7 protein-coding genes are annotated in these 15,395 nt (G+C 67.4%); 3 read left to right on the forward strand and 4 right to left on the reverse strand.

Going from position 1 to position 15,395, the window contains the following annotated elements:
* Positions 1 to 211 precede the first annotated feature (211 nt).
* The gene (locus J2Z30_RS02645) at positions 212 to 1,006 is read right to left on the reverse strand and encodes a hypothetical protein (protein WP_209468513.1); all 795 of its coding nucleotides are present in this window, start codon (positions 1,004 to 1,006) and stop codon (positions 212 to 214) included.
* A gap of 250 nt (positions 1,007 to 1,256) precedes the next feature.
* Positions 1,257 to 5,594, reverse strand: coding sequence for a serine protease (locus J2Z30_RS02650; protein WP_209468514.1), 4,338 nt, complete (start codon positions 5,592 to 5,594; stop codon positions 1,257 to 1,259).
* Between the two features lie 172 nt (positions 5,595 to 5,766).
* Between J2Z30_RS02650 and J2Z30_RS02655 the strand changes: the two genes are divergently transcribed.
* On the forward strand, positions 5,767 to 6,099 hold the full coding sequence (locus J2Z30_RS02655) for a CU044_2847 family protein (protein WP_044576396.1): 333 nt from the start codon (positions 5,767 to 5,769) through the stop codon (positions 6,097 to 6,099).
* A gap of 10 nt (positions 6,100 to 6,109) precedes the next feature.
* Positions 6,110 to 10,276: an nSTAND1 domain-containing NTPase gene (locus J2Z30_RS02660; protein WP_044576393.1), complete on the forward strand. Its 4,167-nt coding sequence runs from the start codon at positions 6,110 to 6,112 to the stop codon at positions 10,274 to 10,276.
* 136 nt (positions 10,277 to 10,412) lie between these two features.
* On the opposite strand, the gene J2Z30_RS02665 is transcribed toward J2Z30_RS02660, so the two are convergent.
* Both J2Z30_RS02665 and J2Z30_RS02670 read right to left on the reverse strand, forming a co-directional pair.
* Positions 10,413 to 10,784, reverse strand: a complete 372-nt coding sequence (locus J2Z30_RS02665) for a hypothetical protein (RefSeq protein WP_044576390.1) — start codon at positions 10,782 to 10,784, stop codon at positions 10,413 to 10,415.
* A 275-nt stretch (positions 10,785 to 11,059) separates the two neighbouring features.
* Positions 11,060 to 11,503, reverse strand: a complete 444-nt coding sequence (locus tag J2Z30_RS02670) for a hypothetical protein (RefSeq protein WP_209468515.1) — start codon at positions 11,501 to 11,503, stop codon at positions 11,060 to 11,062.
* Positions 11,504 to 11,752: 249 nt separating this feature from the next.
* Between J2Z30_RS02670 and J2Z30_RS51255 the strand changes: the two genes are divergently transcribed.
* Positions 11,753 to 15,367 (forward strand): nSTAND1 domain-containing NTPase, encoded by a 3,615-nt coding sequence (locus J2Z30_RS51255; RefSeq protein ID WP_052701626.1) that lies wholly within the window; start codon positions 11,753 to 11,755, stop codon positions 15,365 to 15,367.
* The last annotated feature ends 28 nt before the right edge of the window (positions 15,368 to 15,395 follow it).

The following is a 15,395-nucleotide window of genomic DNA, read 5'->3' on the forward strand; positions in this document are numbered from 1 at the left end:
CTTTCCGCCGCGGCCGTGAACCAGGACTCGATGACGGCGAGGCCGGCGCACTGCCCGGCCCGCCGCTCACGCTACCCCGTTCCGAGGTCGGCAGGCGTACCGAGTCAGGAGCAGAGGCGGAAGGGCCAGCCGCTGGCCTTCCGCGCGGCTTCCGCTCCTGGCACATGCTCGGCCTGCGCTCGGCCTCGATGGCCCGGTACTCGCAAGTCTTCTAGGCCACGGTGAGGATCCGATGCTGGCCGTGGGCGCTCAAGGGGCGGGCGTCGTGGATGCTGGTGACCCAGGTGACAGCGGCGTACCGGCCAAGGGAAAGAGGAGGAGTCAGGGTTGCTGTCCGCCCCGGGGAGAGCGGCGGGCTGCCCAGCCATCGGCTGATGTCGAAGGGCGGGGGCGAGGGGGTGGTGTCGTCGAAGAACGCTTGGATATCGGCTTCGGTGACCGCGTCGTCGGCGATGGGGTAGAGAACCAGTTCGTCGACTTGACCTCGCATGTGATTGACGTAGCGGAGCGGGCGATTGGGCTTGGGATTGCCGCACAAGTCGAACCGGGGCCCCAGGCCAGGTACTTCCCTTGCCGTGACGATGGCGGCGGGTGGGGTCTGGGCTTGGTTGCGGGGTCGATGGACGGTGAGGATGCGTATGTACTCCTGCCCCGGCGCGGGGTTGCGGCCGCGATCACCCTCGAAGTCAAGGAACTCCAAAACCAGGTAGCGGCCGGCTTCCAGGTCCAGGGTGAAGACGGTGTCGGTACCCACGTGGGTGAAGCCGCCGCCGTACAGTTCGGCGGAGGCCATCAGGGCCTTGGTCGCCTCGATGTTCTCCCTCCCTTCGGTTGCGAAGATCCGCCGCAGCCGGGTGCGGAATGCCGCCACGGATACGCCGCGTCGCAACCGGACGAGACCAACAGCGCCCGTCAGGTGGCTCGTGGTCCGTAACCGGAAGGAGACGGCTCCCGCGGCGGCTGACTGGGGAGCAGAGAAGCCGTCCTCTCCCGTGACGATGTCCAACGGCGGGACGTGTGGGCCGCGGGAGGCACCTGCTTGCGCCGTGCCGCCCATTGCCGCCGTAGCCCCCAGCGCTGTCAGGCCCACCAGTGCGCTGCGTCTGCTCAACCAGACCATGGAATCGCCCTCTCACCGCGCGTTGACCGGTAGATACCTCAGCAGAATGCCGGGGCTGACGCTGTGAAGTCGTTAGCGGGGAGTGCACGACGCGCGCGTGGCCTTTGCCTCGTCCGACAGCTGGCACCTGACGGGCTCAGTCGGGGCAGACGCGATCCGGCAGCTCGGCGGGGACGGCGCTCCGCTCCGGAGCCGTGAACCTCTGCTGGCCGACAACCCGGCAGAGCTTGTCACGCCACAGGGCGGGGTCGAGCCGGACGACATCGAAACCCCCGCTGGGAACGATGTCGAAGTCGTCCGGTGTCTTGCTCAGCAAGACCTTCCCGTCCTGCGATGCGTTCAAAAAGGTCTGCGGCTCACCGAAGTCGTATGAGATGTCGTAGGAACGGCCGCCTGCCTTGTAGATGCGAGCGGAGTCGCCTTCGGCAAGGAGGAATCGCTGTCCGGAAAGGAAGCTCGCCACGAATCCACGGCCTTCGCCGGATTGTGTGATGGGCCCGATCGGGCCCAGGGACCGTCTCGCCTCCCCGTCGGCCCGCATGGACCACAGTTCGACCATCGCCCCTCGGGCGTACACAGCTGCATACTTGCCGCTTCGGTCCATATGGACGGTCACGGAATCCGCTCCCACCCGGAACCCGAGTTCCTTCGCCTCCCGCTGCTCGCGCAGGTCCACCACATGCACCTTGGCGTCGCCTTCGACCTTGACCAGTACGTGGTCCTTCTTGGGGTACGAACCCACCCAGAAGCCGGAGACAGGTGGATCTTCCTGCGGGTCGAACGGCTTGGGGCCGCGCTTCGACAGCTTCAGGTCACGTAGATCGACCGTCGACAGCCGCCGGCCCGTCTCGGGGTCCCAGCGATCCAGCCGGCCCTCCACCTGGGTCAGGAGCGCACCGCTGCTGAGGAAGTGGGCGGACGGTGCCTCCCGGTCGCCGAAGTGGTTCGCCCTGCCCAGGGGAAGGGTGATCTGTGACACCTCCCGCAGCGACGGCAAGGACCGGACGACGACCTTGTTGTACGCCACCACGTCGGCCATCAGCTTCTCGTTCCGGCCAACTGCCAGCGGTAGATCCTCCAGTTCCTCCGCCCACACCGGATGCCCGCCGAGGTCCTTCTTCGACAGCGGTCTGCTCGCGGCAAGGGACCTCATCTGCCGCAACGGGTCGACCAACCTGATCCTTTGGTGTTCCGCCGTTCCCTCTCGTCCGATCAGCCGTCGGCCGTGGTCGAGCAGGGTGGGCAATGCGAGTTCGGGCTGCGGTCGGGTGGCCAGGGGGCGCGCGGTGACCTGAGTGCCCCGCGCGGTGACCAGGACGGGTTTCTCTGGTCCTCCGAGTAGCTGCGGGTTGGTCAGCTCGCCGTCGCCGGACTCGGTAAAACCGTCGGTCGTGGCCAGTTGCTTCCCGCTCGGTACGTCGACCAGTACGCGCCGGCTTTCGTCCTCCAGAGCCATCCGGTGCCCCGCGCTGTCGACGGCCATGTCGTTGCAGCTGATCAGTTTCCCGTCGGAATAACGGCTGATCTCCCGGCCGTCCTTAACCCGTACCGCGCGGTAGACCACCTGCCCGTCCAAGTCGCCCCCGCCTTGCTTGCACATCACGGCCGTCGAGCCGCCACCCGACACCGCGGTCGAGGTGATCGTTGCTCCCAGCTTCCGGGTCTTTCCCGTACGGGCGTCCATGGCCACCACGGGGCCCATCTGGGCCAGGTTGGGAGTCTTGGCCGCCTCGTCCACCACGAGCGTGTCATTGTCAGGACCGAACGACACGGACAGGGCAGCCGGCGCCGAGACCGGCAACGTCCAGTGCTTACCGGCCTCCAGATCCCACAGGTCGATCTGCCTGCCGGAGATCGTCGCGGCGCGCGTGCCGTCCTGGGAAAGGACAGCAACGCGGCGCTGGGTGAAGTCGATCCTCTTGTCGTCGTCGTGTGCGGTGCCACCGCCATGGAGAGTGCGGCCACGCCCCAGCAGCGCCTTGGAGTCGGGCCACACCTCGTGCCAGACCAGCGAGCCCTTCTCCGTCGTGTAAGCGATTCGTCTGCCGTCCGCGCTGACCATCGGATAGCTCAGGTACCGCTCGACGGGGAACTGGACCCTGCGGACTCTCCCGCCCGCGCCCCGTACGAAGAGGGTCCCCCGGCCCAGCTCGGTGGTGATCAGAGTGACCGCGCCATCAGCACTGGTCGCCATCGCGTCGAGGGCGCCCTGCGTACCGGAAACGGCCCACTGCGTATCGCGGTAACCCATGTAGCGCCGGAGCAGCTCATTGCCGGCCTCCCTCGTCGGCGCGGCCTTGTATGCCGCCATCGCCACTCGGGCCGCCAGCACCGGATCCCGCTCCGCCAGATCCGCCGAGATGTCGGCCAGCTCCCGCGAGTGTGCCTCGGCCTCCCGCTGTTCCTTGGCTCCCGAGGTGACGACCAGGCTGGTGCTGAGCGTGACGAGCAGGACCATCACCAGGGCTCCGGCCGCCCACGCGGCACGCTTGGCTCTCGTCACCTTCTGGCGGTGCTGCTGGCCCCTCTGCAGGAAATCCCGCTCCCCTGCGGTGAGCTCCGCGCTCCGGCTGTCCAGCCACGGCCGTGCGGCCCGCAGCTCGTCCACGCCGGGTAACCGTTCCGTCCGCCGTTCCGAGGCTTCCCAGCGTTCCATGTCCCGGCGCAGGCCCGCCCGCCAGGTCAGAAACGCCCGATCGTCCTCCACTCGCTGAGCGAGGCGGGGCCAGGCCCGGATCAGCGCTTCGTGCGCGAGTTCGACGGTCTCGCCTGCCTCCGGGCTGCTCCCCAGGACCAGCAGCCGCTGCCGGGCGAGCGCCTGGGCGATCCGCCACCGCTGCGGGCCCGCCTCCTCGCGGGTGAGGACGTTGCGCAGGGTGCCCTCGCCGCCCGGGAGCACCCGCACCAGCCCGGTCAGCAGCCGCAGCGCCGTATCCGTGTCCTGGTCCGCCACGCACGCGTGCCAGATGGTCTCGGCCTGCCGGCCCAGGGCGCCCTGCACGCCGCCCAGTTCCTGGTAGGTGTCGAAGCGCAGGACTCCATGCCGCTGTCCGCGCCACAAGCGCTCCAGGACGAAGCCCAGCAGCGGCAGCGCGCCCGGCTCGGCGCCCGCGTCATCCAGCATGGCCGTGACGAGTCCCGGGTCGTACTCCACGCCCGCGACGGTCTCCACGGGCCGGGTGATCACCGCACGCAGTTGCTCGCGGTTCATCGGCGCGAGGGCATGGACCGTACGGCTGAGCGCCGGGCCAGTTGCCGGATGGGACAGTGCGGCCTCCAGGAAGTCCGCGCGCAAGGTGACCAGGACACGCAGCTCCTCTGACGGGTCGGAGGGAAACAGCACCCCGGCCGCAGCCTGGGCCGCCTCCCCGCCGCCCGCGAACAGTTCCTCACTCTGGTCCAGGACGACCAGCAGACGCTGCGCCCCCGACTCCTCCAACGTCAGCCTGATTGTTTCCGCCAGCCTGCCAGGCTCGCTCAGCAGCGGCTCCAGCTCGCGTGTCCTGAGCAGTTTTTCCGTGCCGCGCAGTTCCGGGTGCAGCAGCGCCACCAGTTCGGAGGCGAGTACGGTCAGCAGCGACCGCCCGGCGGCCGGCCGTACGACGACGGCTTCGAAGCCCTCCGTGCGCAACCGCGGTACGACACCGGCCAACGCCAGGGAGGTTTTCCCGCTGCCCGACGGCCCCACGATCGTCACGTACGGATGCGCCCGTACGAGCCGTGCGATGTCCTGGGCCTCCGTCTCCCGCCCGAAGAAGACCGCCGCGTCCTCCTCCTGGAAGGCGGCCAGCCCACGGAACGGCGTCGCCGGGCGCAGGACCTCGGCCAGCTCCGGGACCGCCTGTGCGATCGTGCGCGTCGCTATCAGAAAGCTCTGCCGCCGCTCCCCGGTGACCTGGGCTCGCGTCACCATCCCCACCACAGCACCCAGCTGCTCGTCCCACACCGGGCTGCCGCTGAAACCGCCCTGTACGGGAGCGGCCTCGCCGTCGGCCGCCGCGAACTGCACCCATCCCTCGGCGGTCCCGCCCAACAGTCTCCCCCGGTGCCAGACACCTCCCGGCGAGATCGCCGGGAACCCGGCCACGCGTGCAGCGTGCTCCCAGACGGTGTCCGCCTCCGCCATGCGCGCCGGCCGCGCCCCCGGGATCGGAGCCGTCAGCCGTAGTACGGCGATGTCGCCCCTGCCGTCTGGCCCGGTGGGCACCCAATGCTCGACCTCGGCGCTTGCGCGTCCTCGCCCACCGCCGTCCAGCGGCAGGTCCACGGTGAGGCACACCCCGTCGGGCCGGGGCGCGTCCCGCGGCAGCGACAACGCGTCACACACGACGTGCGCACAGGTCAGCGCGAGCTCGCTGGTGATCAGAAATCCCGCCCCGCCGATGTCGCCGGCAGCTCCGTCGGTGCTGTCCGGTGCGCGCACGCGCAGGATCGCCGCCCCCAGCACCGCCTCCGGGCTCCGCGAATCCGGCACGATGATTCCCCCTCTTGCTCCCCCGTCCCGACCAACTCCACAGCGGAGTATGGCAACTCCTGAGCTTCGTATCACCTGGCGAGCCGTACCTCTTCATGTCGTGCAGCCTGCCTGCGGGTGTTGTCCTGTCGAGCTCCGGCGGTGCAAACTGGCACTTTTCAAGGGGGAATTGATGCAGGACATGGCGCGTGTGCCGCTTGAGGGTGGCGGATACATCCTGTTCGACGGGGCGCAGGAACATGAGGGTCCGGTCAAGGCTGGACGGGTCGGGGACACTCTTCACGACATGCCGCATACCTTGCGGGAGTCATTGGCTCCCGTTCGGGAAACGGCACGGACGGTTCTGGAGGAGTTGCGGCAGGCCGGTCCGGAGGAGGTCGAGGTGGAGTTCGGGGTCAACGTCTCCGCGAAGGCGGGGGCAGTGATCGCCAAAGGTGATATCGCCGTCCATCTGAAGGTCCGCCTGCTGTGGAAGAACGGCCAGGGCGCAGAGGACGCGCGGTGAGGCGCGGGGGATGAAGGACTCGGACAGGCCCCCGTTTTCCACTGCGGTCGCGCAGATTTTCGGCGATGACGGCGGTGTGGCCGGTGCGGGGTTTCTGGTCGGGGAGGGCATTCTCGTCACCTGTGCGCATGTGGTGACCGCCGCCGGGCACGGGCCGGAGAGCAGGGTCGAGGTCGGATTCCCCCAGTTGCCGGAGGCGTCGCGCGTGGCGGGGTCTGTCATCGCTGAGCAGTGGCGGGCGCCTGAAGGGGAAGACATCGCCTTCGTTCAGCTGGAAAGCATCCCAGCAGGTGCCCATGAGCTGCCTCTGGGGTCGAGCGTAGGGGGCAGAGGGCACCGGGTGGCCTCGTTCGGGTTTCCCTCTCAGGCCCCTCAGGGCGGTCACTTCGGCTATGGAACGGTCGGCAACCTCCTCCAAGGCGGCGACGGTGTGGGCCGGCTGCTGCAGTTGACGGGGGCCAACGATCTGACCACCGGGTTCAGCGGCGGGCCTGTCGTGGATGAGGTGACCGGTCTGGTGATCGGCATGGTCACCTCGATCACGTCGCCGGACAGTCACCTCAAGGGGCTGGGCATCGCCTATTGCACCCCCATGGAGGTGCTCCGGCGAGCCCGGCCGCAACTTATCGAGAGCCAGGTGCGCCCCTATCAGGGGCTGGAACCCTTCACCGAGGAGCAAGCCGAGTGGTTCCACGGCCGGGACGCCGCCGTGGAGAGTGTGCTGGCCGCGCTGGGTGGCCAGCAGCGGCTGCTGTTGGTGCTGGGGCCCTCGGGCGCCGGGAAGTCCTCCCTCGTGCGGGCCGGTGTTCTGCCAGCCCTGGCCGCAGGACGGCTGCCCGGCAGCGACCGCTGGCTGCCTCTTGTTGCTCGTCCGGGCACAGACATCAACGCGGAGCTGGAGCGGGCTGGATTGCCCGGTGCTGAAGCCGACGGCCTCCCCGCCGCTGCGGAACGCCGCTTGTCCCGCGAGCCGGACCACGACCGCCTGCTGGTGATCCTCGACCAGTTCGAGGAACTTCTCGCCCAGCAGTCCCCCAAGGCGCACAGTTCGTCCGGCGACCGGTGTGCCGCAGCGACGGAGCAGCTCCTGGCGCTGTGCGACGGGACGGTTCCCGTCTCGGTGATGCTGGTCATGCGCGATGACTTCTACTCACGGCTGGCCGCGATGGCCCCGAAACTGCTGGCATCTGCCGGGTCAGGGGTGGTCAACGTGCCGGCGTCCCTGAGCGCCCCGGAGCTGCAAGCGATCATTACCCTGCCGGTCCTCCGAGCAGGCGCACGCATAGAGGACGGTCTGCCGGAACGCATCATCACCGACGTCCTGGCCGCCGCTCCCGGCCAGCAGGCGCCCGTCACGTTATTGCCTCCCTTGGAACTGGCGCTCAGCCAGCTGTGGGAGCGCCGCACCGACGGCCGGCTCACACACCAGGCCTACCAGCGCATCGGCGGGGTCACCGGTAGCCTCGCGACGTGGTGCGACACCGCCCTCGCCCAGCTGCCCGCCGATCAGCGACCCACCGCTCGTCGCCTCCTCACCGCGCTGGTACGGCCCGCGGACGAAGCACACGCCATCCCGGCGACACGCCAACAGGTCCCGCTCGCCCGGCTGCGGGATCTGGCCCGTGATCCCGCAGCCGACGCAGTGCGAGCAGATGCGGTGTTCGACGATGTGCTGGCTGCTCTGACCCGCCACCGCATCATCACCACGGGCAGCAGCACGCCTCAGCCCGGCGGGGCCACGGGTGACCCGGCGGCGGAACTCATCCACGATGCCCTCATCCGCGATTGGAGCGATCTACGCACCTGGGTGGCTCAGGACCGACGGTTTCAGGTCTGGCTCCATCGCGCGGCCGAGCAAGCAGCACGCCATGATGACAGTGGTCGGCCCGATGACCTGCTGTCCGGAACCGCCCTGGCGGAAGGCGCCGAGTGGGCTCGTCAACGCCCGCTGCCGGCCGATGTCGAGGGGCTTCTCAGCGCCAGCCGACGACACGAGCAGGCCGCAGCTCGCAGAACCCGACGCATCAACACCGTCCTGGCCACCTTGCTCGTCCTCGCCCTGATCGCCACCGGGACTGCCCTCTGGCAACGGCAAGAAGCCGTCACCGCACAGCACCAGGCCCAGTCCCGGGAGTTGGCCTCGCAATCGGCCACCTTGCTGAAGACCAACCCCGACCTGGCCTCCCTGCTGGCAGTACAGGCCCACCAGCTCAGCCCCACTGAAGAATCCACGGCCAGTCTGTACAAAGCCGCCGAGCTGCGTTTAAGGGGCCGCTTGTCCGGCCACGACGAGCACTTCAAAACCGTGGCAATCAGTCCTGACGGCAAAACCGTGGCTGCCGGTAGCGTCAATGACAGCCCCTCACGGGGCGGCAGAGACAGGTCCCTTGTGCGGCTGTGGGACGCCACCACTGGCAAAAGTCGCGGCGCATTCACCGGGCAGCCCGCCAGTGTGACGTCGCTTTCCTTCAGCCCGGACGGGAGATCCCTGGCGTCCAATCGCGACGAAGACGCCGTGGTATGGGATGTGGCCAGCGGCAAACCCCACACGATACTGAGGGGCAACCGTTACTCGAAGGTCACGTCAGTGGCATTCAGCCCGGACGGCAAAACGTTGGCGATAGGAACCGACACCGGCCGACTCAAACTCTGGGACACGGCCACCGAGTCCTTCCGTGATTCCCCTGCGGTGTGGACCGGATCCTCCCTGACCTTCAGCCCGGATAGCGAAACCCTGGCCATCAACAACCACATCCGCGGAGAGGTGGAGATCGTCGATGTGGACTCCGGGAAAACGCGGCACACCCTCGACTGGTACACCACAGCCGACCCAGGTGCCGCCCCTGCAGCATTCAGTCCTGATGGCCGTTCACTCGCCGCTGGAGGCGAAGACGGGCTCGTGCGACTGTGGAATCCGGCCACCGGAAAACTCCAACGGACACTTCGCGGTCACGACGATGTCGTCAACGCGGTAGCGTTCAGCCCCGACGGCGAACATCTGGCAAGCGCCGGCATCGATCGGACAGTGCGACTGTGGGACGCGACCTCCGGAAAGGTCCAGGACACACTCACCGACCGCGCCGGGAAGGTGTGGGCACTCTCCTTCAGCCCGGACAGCAAGACCCTGGCTTCCGGAAGCGAGGACGAAAAGGTTCGGCTTTGGGATGTGGCCATCGGCACGACGCGCCGCACATTCAAAGGTCACACCCGCCTCGTGACCTCCGTTGATTTCAGCGCGAATGGCACCTTCCTGAACACCAACAGCACCGGGGACGGGACATTGCGGCAATGGAACCTGGGACGCGGGAGAAACCGCACCACATGGCTAAATCTCCCCGGCGCGGCAACATTCAGCCCTGACGACAGGACACTGGCGGTCGGCAGCAAGGACGGAATATCCGTCTTCAACAGCACCACCAGAGACCTCCGGTACAGAATCAAAAAGCGTTACCTGATAAATGTCACCTTCAGTCCCGACGGGGAAGTCATCGCCGCCAATGACGTCTACGGAAATGCCTACACCTGGAACATGGCCACGGGCAAACCTCGCAAGACATACCTCAACCCCAACAAAAGCGAGAGCGATACCGTACGGGCCCTGAAGTTCAGTCCCGATGGAAAGATGATCGCCTTTGGCCGCGATGACGGCACAATTCACATCTGGGAAGTTGCCACAGGAAAGACCCACTACACCCTCAAGCAGCACGGCCGACTGTCAGATCTGGCGTTCAGCCCTGATGGAAAGACGCTCGCCACGACGAACGAAAACGACGTGCAGGTCTGGGACACCACCACCGGCAAAGCCCAGTACACACTTGCCGGTCACACCGGCTTGGTGACTTCCTTGGCGTTCAGCCCCAACGGGAAGACGCTGGCTACCGGAAGTGAGGACACCACAGCTCAACTCTGGGATGTGGCCACCCAAAAGGCACGCTACAAGCTCGCCGGACACGCTGACGTCGTCAGCTCCGTCTCCTTCAGTCCCAATGGCAAGTACCTCGCCACAGGCGGTCAGGACGCAACTGTGCGGCTGTGGGACACGGCAATCCCCAACGAAGCTGAGTCCATCAAACAACTCTGCAGCACCGTTCGCCGAAACCTCAGCCCCCAGGAACGGACGAGATACCTCGGCGGCGAGGAACTTGCGCCAGTTTGTCCCGCGTATCCAACCCGCTGACCCCACACTCATGCACGTCACCCCCTACTTGAAGACGTCGGGCACCCGGCCGGGCATAAGGTTACGAATGGGCATGCGGCCCCGCGCGTCGCGGGGCCGCACAGTGTTCAAGTGCTGGCGAGTCACCGCCGGAGCGTCACCCCACAAGTGCTGTCGCGTGGGTGCGTCGATCCGCTTGGCAGCGCTTGGCCTTGGCGCGGTAGGCCACTGCCTTCTTCGCGTACGCCTTCGCCTTTTTCTGGTAAGCGGCAGCCTTCTTCTTGTGTCCCCTCGACGATTCCTGCCGCGCCTTGGCCTTGTAGTCGTCGGACCTGAGCTGGTACTCCTTCGCCTTGTGCATGAGCTCGGCCGGATTGCAGGCGCTCTCGACAGAGAGCGCGGGGGCCGACGAAACGGCTGCTGCGGCGGATTGCGTCGCATTAGCCGAAGATGCACCGACGATGGCAGGCCCCATGACGGCAACCCCGATGACGGCCGCAGACGCGAATGCACGACGGAATTCGAGCATTTGTCCAAATTCTCCTTTGGTGGGTTGATCAGATCGTCCAAACCTCGCCCCGAGCCATAGTCGTCACCTGCGCAGTCGGGGCAGCAGAGCTCGCAAGGGAGAGCAGCGCGTAACGCCACAGATCACTGAGCGGGTGTGGCCAACGAGGGCGGCGCGGGGGGACTCGCCGGTGTCGGCCCTCCACAGCCGCGCGGTGCTTGGCCAGCACAGGTTCTGGACTCGTCCGGGTCATTGGAGGTGCGGATCCGGGCGATCAGGACGATGCCGAGCGCGGCCTACTTCCAAGAGGTGCAAAGCTCCAAGCGCTTGTTTCCCTTGAACTGTGCTACCTGGACACCCACGTTAAAGATCCCGTGATTGTCGCGGGCGGTAGTGCGCCACTTATTGTCGGAGGACGTCTTGTGCCACTTCCAATACCTCTTGTGGTCCTTGTGATTCTTCGTGACGAGCCGAACGCGCACGTGTTGACCGTCTGCGACGGCGTCCCATGCCCACAGCCTGAGCTTGAGCTTCTGCACGGGCTGGGAGAAACCTTTGTACCGGACACTGCCTGCTCCTCCCGTGGTGACACAGCTCTTCACGCGAAGAGCCGTTACGGTCTGGTTACGCTCGGGCGGAGCCACCGTGTTGTTGCGGTCAGCGAGCGCGGGGCTGGCCGAGGTTGCGAGCACGCTGGTGGCAAGGGCCCACAGAACGACTGTCTTCTTCTTACGCGTCATTTCATCTACTCCTTGTGAAAGACGAGGCTGTCCATCCGGGCCGCAGGAGGTCACTCCCCCCGTCGTGCCTCCCGCAGCCCGGACATCACTGACTTCACCCGCCGGGAAGTTGTTTGGCAGCCCGTCTGAGCTGGTCTGATCAATCCGGCCGCGATCGTCGGCTCGTGGTGGGCGTCATTGCCGTGGCCGTGAGTCGATCTTTAGGCTGGTGGAAAGAGGCAGGCGAATTGCCGTGGAGGGGAAGGGCCAGTGGGGCGTCCAGAGAAGCCGATCGATCCGCAGGACGGGCCCATCGCGCGGTTCGCCTACGAGTTACGCAAGCTCCGCGACGAGGCAGGGGCTCCGGGCTATCGGAGCATGGCTCGCCGTGCGGGGTATTCGGCCGCGACCTTGTCCCAGGCGGCGGGTGGCGAGCGGCTGCCCACGCTTCCGGCCGCTCTGGCCTATGTGCGGGCCTGCCGAGGTGACGTGGAGGAGTGGCGGCACCGATGGGAACAGGCGGATGCGGAGATCACGGCGGTACCGCGACCGCCCGAGGAGGACGGTGAGCCGCCGTACCGGGGGCTGGAGCGCTTCGAACCGGGCGATGCGGAGCTGTTCTTCGGCCGCGAGGAGACCACCGCACAGCTGGAGGCAATGGCCCATCGGCACCGGCTGAGCGTGTTGGTGGGAGCTTCAGGCAGCGGCAAGTCCTCCCTCCTGCGCGCCGGCCTCATCCCACGACTGCGCCGTTCCGATCAGGACGCGGACGACAGGCCTGCCGCAGTACGAGTTCTCACCCCCGGCGCCCAGCCGATGGACCGTCTCGATCTGCTGACACCGGCCGAGGGCGCGGGGGACACCTGGGTGCTGGTGGATCAGTTCGAAGAGCTGTTCACTCTCTGTGCCTCTCCCGACGACCGCGCGGCCTTCCTGGAGCGCTTACTGGCTGCCCAAGAACCCGGAAACCGGTTACGGGTAGTCCTCGCCCTACGAGCCGACTTCTTCGGCCGGTGCACCGAAAACCACGCCCTGGCCGCAGCCCTCAACGACGCCACCCTCCTGGTCGGCCCGATGAACACCGAGCAACTGCGCGCGGCCATCGTGCGCCCGGCACAGGCGCGCGGGCTGAACGTTGAACGAGACCTGACCGCCCACATCCTCGACGAGGTCACCGACGAGCCCGGCGCGCTGCCCCTGATGTCCCACGCCCTACTGGAGACCTGGCGCCGCCGACGCGGACACATCCTCACCCACGACGCATACGACGCAGCCGGCGGCCTACACGGCGCCATCGCCCGCACCGCCGAGGACGCCTACCACCAGCTCACCCCCACCCAGGCCACCCTCGCCCGACGCATCCTGCTACGCCTGATCGCCCCCGGTGACGGGACCGAGGACACCCACCGCCCCACCCCCCGCACCGAATTCACGGTCCTCGACCTCAACACCAGGGCCGACACCCAGGCCGTCCTCGACCGGCTGGCACGCGCCCGCCTGCTCACCCTTGACGACGGAACGGTATCCCTCGCCCACGAAAAGCTGATCACCGCATGGCCCCGTCTGCAGGGCTGGATCAACGAAGAACGCGACCGCATCCGCCTGCACCGCCAGCTCACCCACGACGCCCTCGCCTGGCACAAACTCGACCGCGACGCAGGAGTTCTCTACCGCGGCACGCGCCTGGCCCAAGCCGAGGAAGCCTTCACCGGCACCAGCCAGGAGGCCCTAAACCCCCTGGAATTCGCTTTTCTCGATGCTTCGGTCGTCGCTGGTCGCCGTCACGAACGTCGTACCCGCCGCACCGTGATCACTCTCGCCACTCTCCTGTGCCTTGCCCTCATCGCCACATTGATGGCTTATCATCAGCGCAACGATGCTGAGCACCAGCGGCGTTTGGCCGTGTCCCGGGAAACTGCGGCCCGCGCTGCCCAATTGAGCAATGATCACCCTGAGGCGGCCATGATTCTTGCTCTGAGGGGATATCGGCAGGCCGTTACCACGGAATCGCGTGGCAGCTTACTGAGCGCCTATTCCCGCTTTTACGCCAACCAGCTCACTGGGCACACCAGCGCGGTGCAGAGCACGGCCTTCAGTTCTGACGGCCGTACCCTCGCCAGTGCGAGTTTCGACCACAGCGTCAAGCTGTGGGATGTTCGCTCCCACCGTCTGCTTGCCACCCTGCTCGGCCACACCGACGTCGTGAACACCGTCGCGTTCTCTCCCGACGGCCGCACTCTCGCCACCGCCGGCAACGACAGCGTCAAACTGTGGGACGTCCGCTCCCACCGCCTCCTTGCGACCCTCACCGGCCACACCAACATGGTCGAAGGCGTCGCATTCTCCCCTGACGGTCATACCCTCGCCACCGCCAGTGCCGACCGCACGGTGCGTCTGTGGTCGGTGCGCGACCACCGGGCCCTCGCCGTCCTGACCGGGCATTCCGATGCGGTACTGCGCCTGGCGTTCTCGCCGGACGGCCGTACCCTGGCCAGCGCTGACAGCGGGCCCACGACCCGCCTGTGGGATGTCTCCTCCCACAAAAACCTCGCGGTCCTGGCCGACCGCACCGGTGCCGGGCGTACCGTCGCGTTCTCCCCTGACAGCCGTACCCTCGCCACGGCTGGCAACGACGGCAGCGTCAAGCTGTGGGACGCCCGCACCCACGTTCGCCTCGCGACCCTGACCGGCCACTCCCGCACGGTGCAGCAGGTGGCGTTCTCGCCCGATGGCCGGACCTTGGCCAGCGCGAGCACGGACCGCACCGTCCGGCTGTGGCACCCCCGCACGCACAAGGCTTTGGCCACCCTGCACGTAGACGAGTTCGCCTATGCAGCGGCGTTCTCGCCCGACAGCCGTATTCTGGCCACGACGGGAAAAGACTCGACCATCCGCCTGTGGAACGTGACCTCGCATCGTCCCCTCGCCACCTTGGCCGGCCGTTCCGGCACCACCACTGCACGCGTGCCCTTCGCTGACCGCGACGCCTCCGTCACGGTCGACCACGGCAACATGCTGGGCTGGTCCACGCCGCCCGGGCGCACCCGCCCGGCACCCATCCGCACCAATCGGTCCTTCACCGCAGTCACGAACACCCGCGACGGCCGTGTCCTGGCCATGGGCAGCCGGGACGGTACCGTTCGAGTGTGGAACCTGAACACCGGCAGGCGAACCACCGCCCTCCAAAAGGGCACCGGCGCCGTGACTCAGGTGGCTCTCACCCCTGATGGCAACACCCTGGCCGTCAGTACCGCCGACGGCGCCATTCGTGTGTGGAATGTCGCCAGCCAACGCACCACCGCTGTCCTCCATGGAGCCCGGAGCCTGGCCGCTCTGCAACTCCGCCCCGATGGCCGCGCTCTGGCCTTCGTGAACAGCGGTGGCACCACACGCCTGTGGCATCTCCGCTCCGGACACCGCGCCACGCGTCTACCTGGCCCCAGGGACGCCAACATGGCCCTGGCTTTCAGCCCCGACGGGAGCACCTTAGCCGTCGGCACCAACAACGGTCTGCGCCTGTTGGACGTCGCCGCCCGCCGCATCAAGGCCATCCTGACGGCCCGTCAGGTCGGCCAAGTCATCGGAGCGTCCTTCAGCCCCGATGGCTCTACCCTCGCCACCACCAGCAACGAAGACATCGTACGGCTGTGGAACACCCGCACCGCGCGCCTGCACGCCGCTCTCAGCGGCCCCACAGACGCCGAGTCCCCGGCGTATTTCTCTCCCGGCGGCCACGCCCTGGCAACCTTCGGACCGCCCAGCGCCGCCCGCGTCTGGAGCACCGACGCCGAGTACGTCGCCACACGCGTCTGTCGTCTCAGCACCGAGCATCGGTGGGCACAGCTCCTCCCGGACCCGACGGTAGAGGACCTGTGCCCGGCATGATCAGCCACGGTTCCCGTGGTGGCTGCCG

Origin of the sequence: Streptomyces iranensis, assembly GCF_017874715.1 — a bacterium.
Classification (GTDB): Bacteria; Actinomycetota; Actinomycetes; order Streptomycetales; family Streptomycetaceae; genus Streptomyces; species Streptomyces iranensis.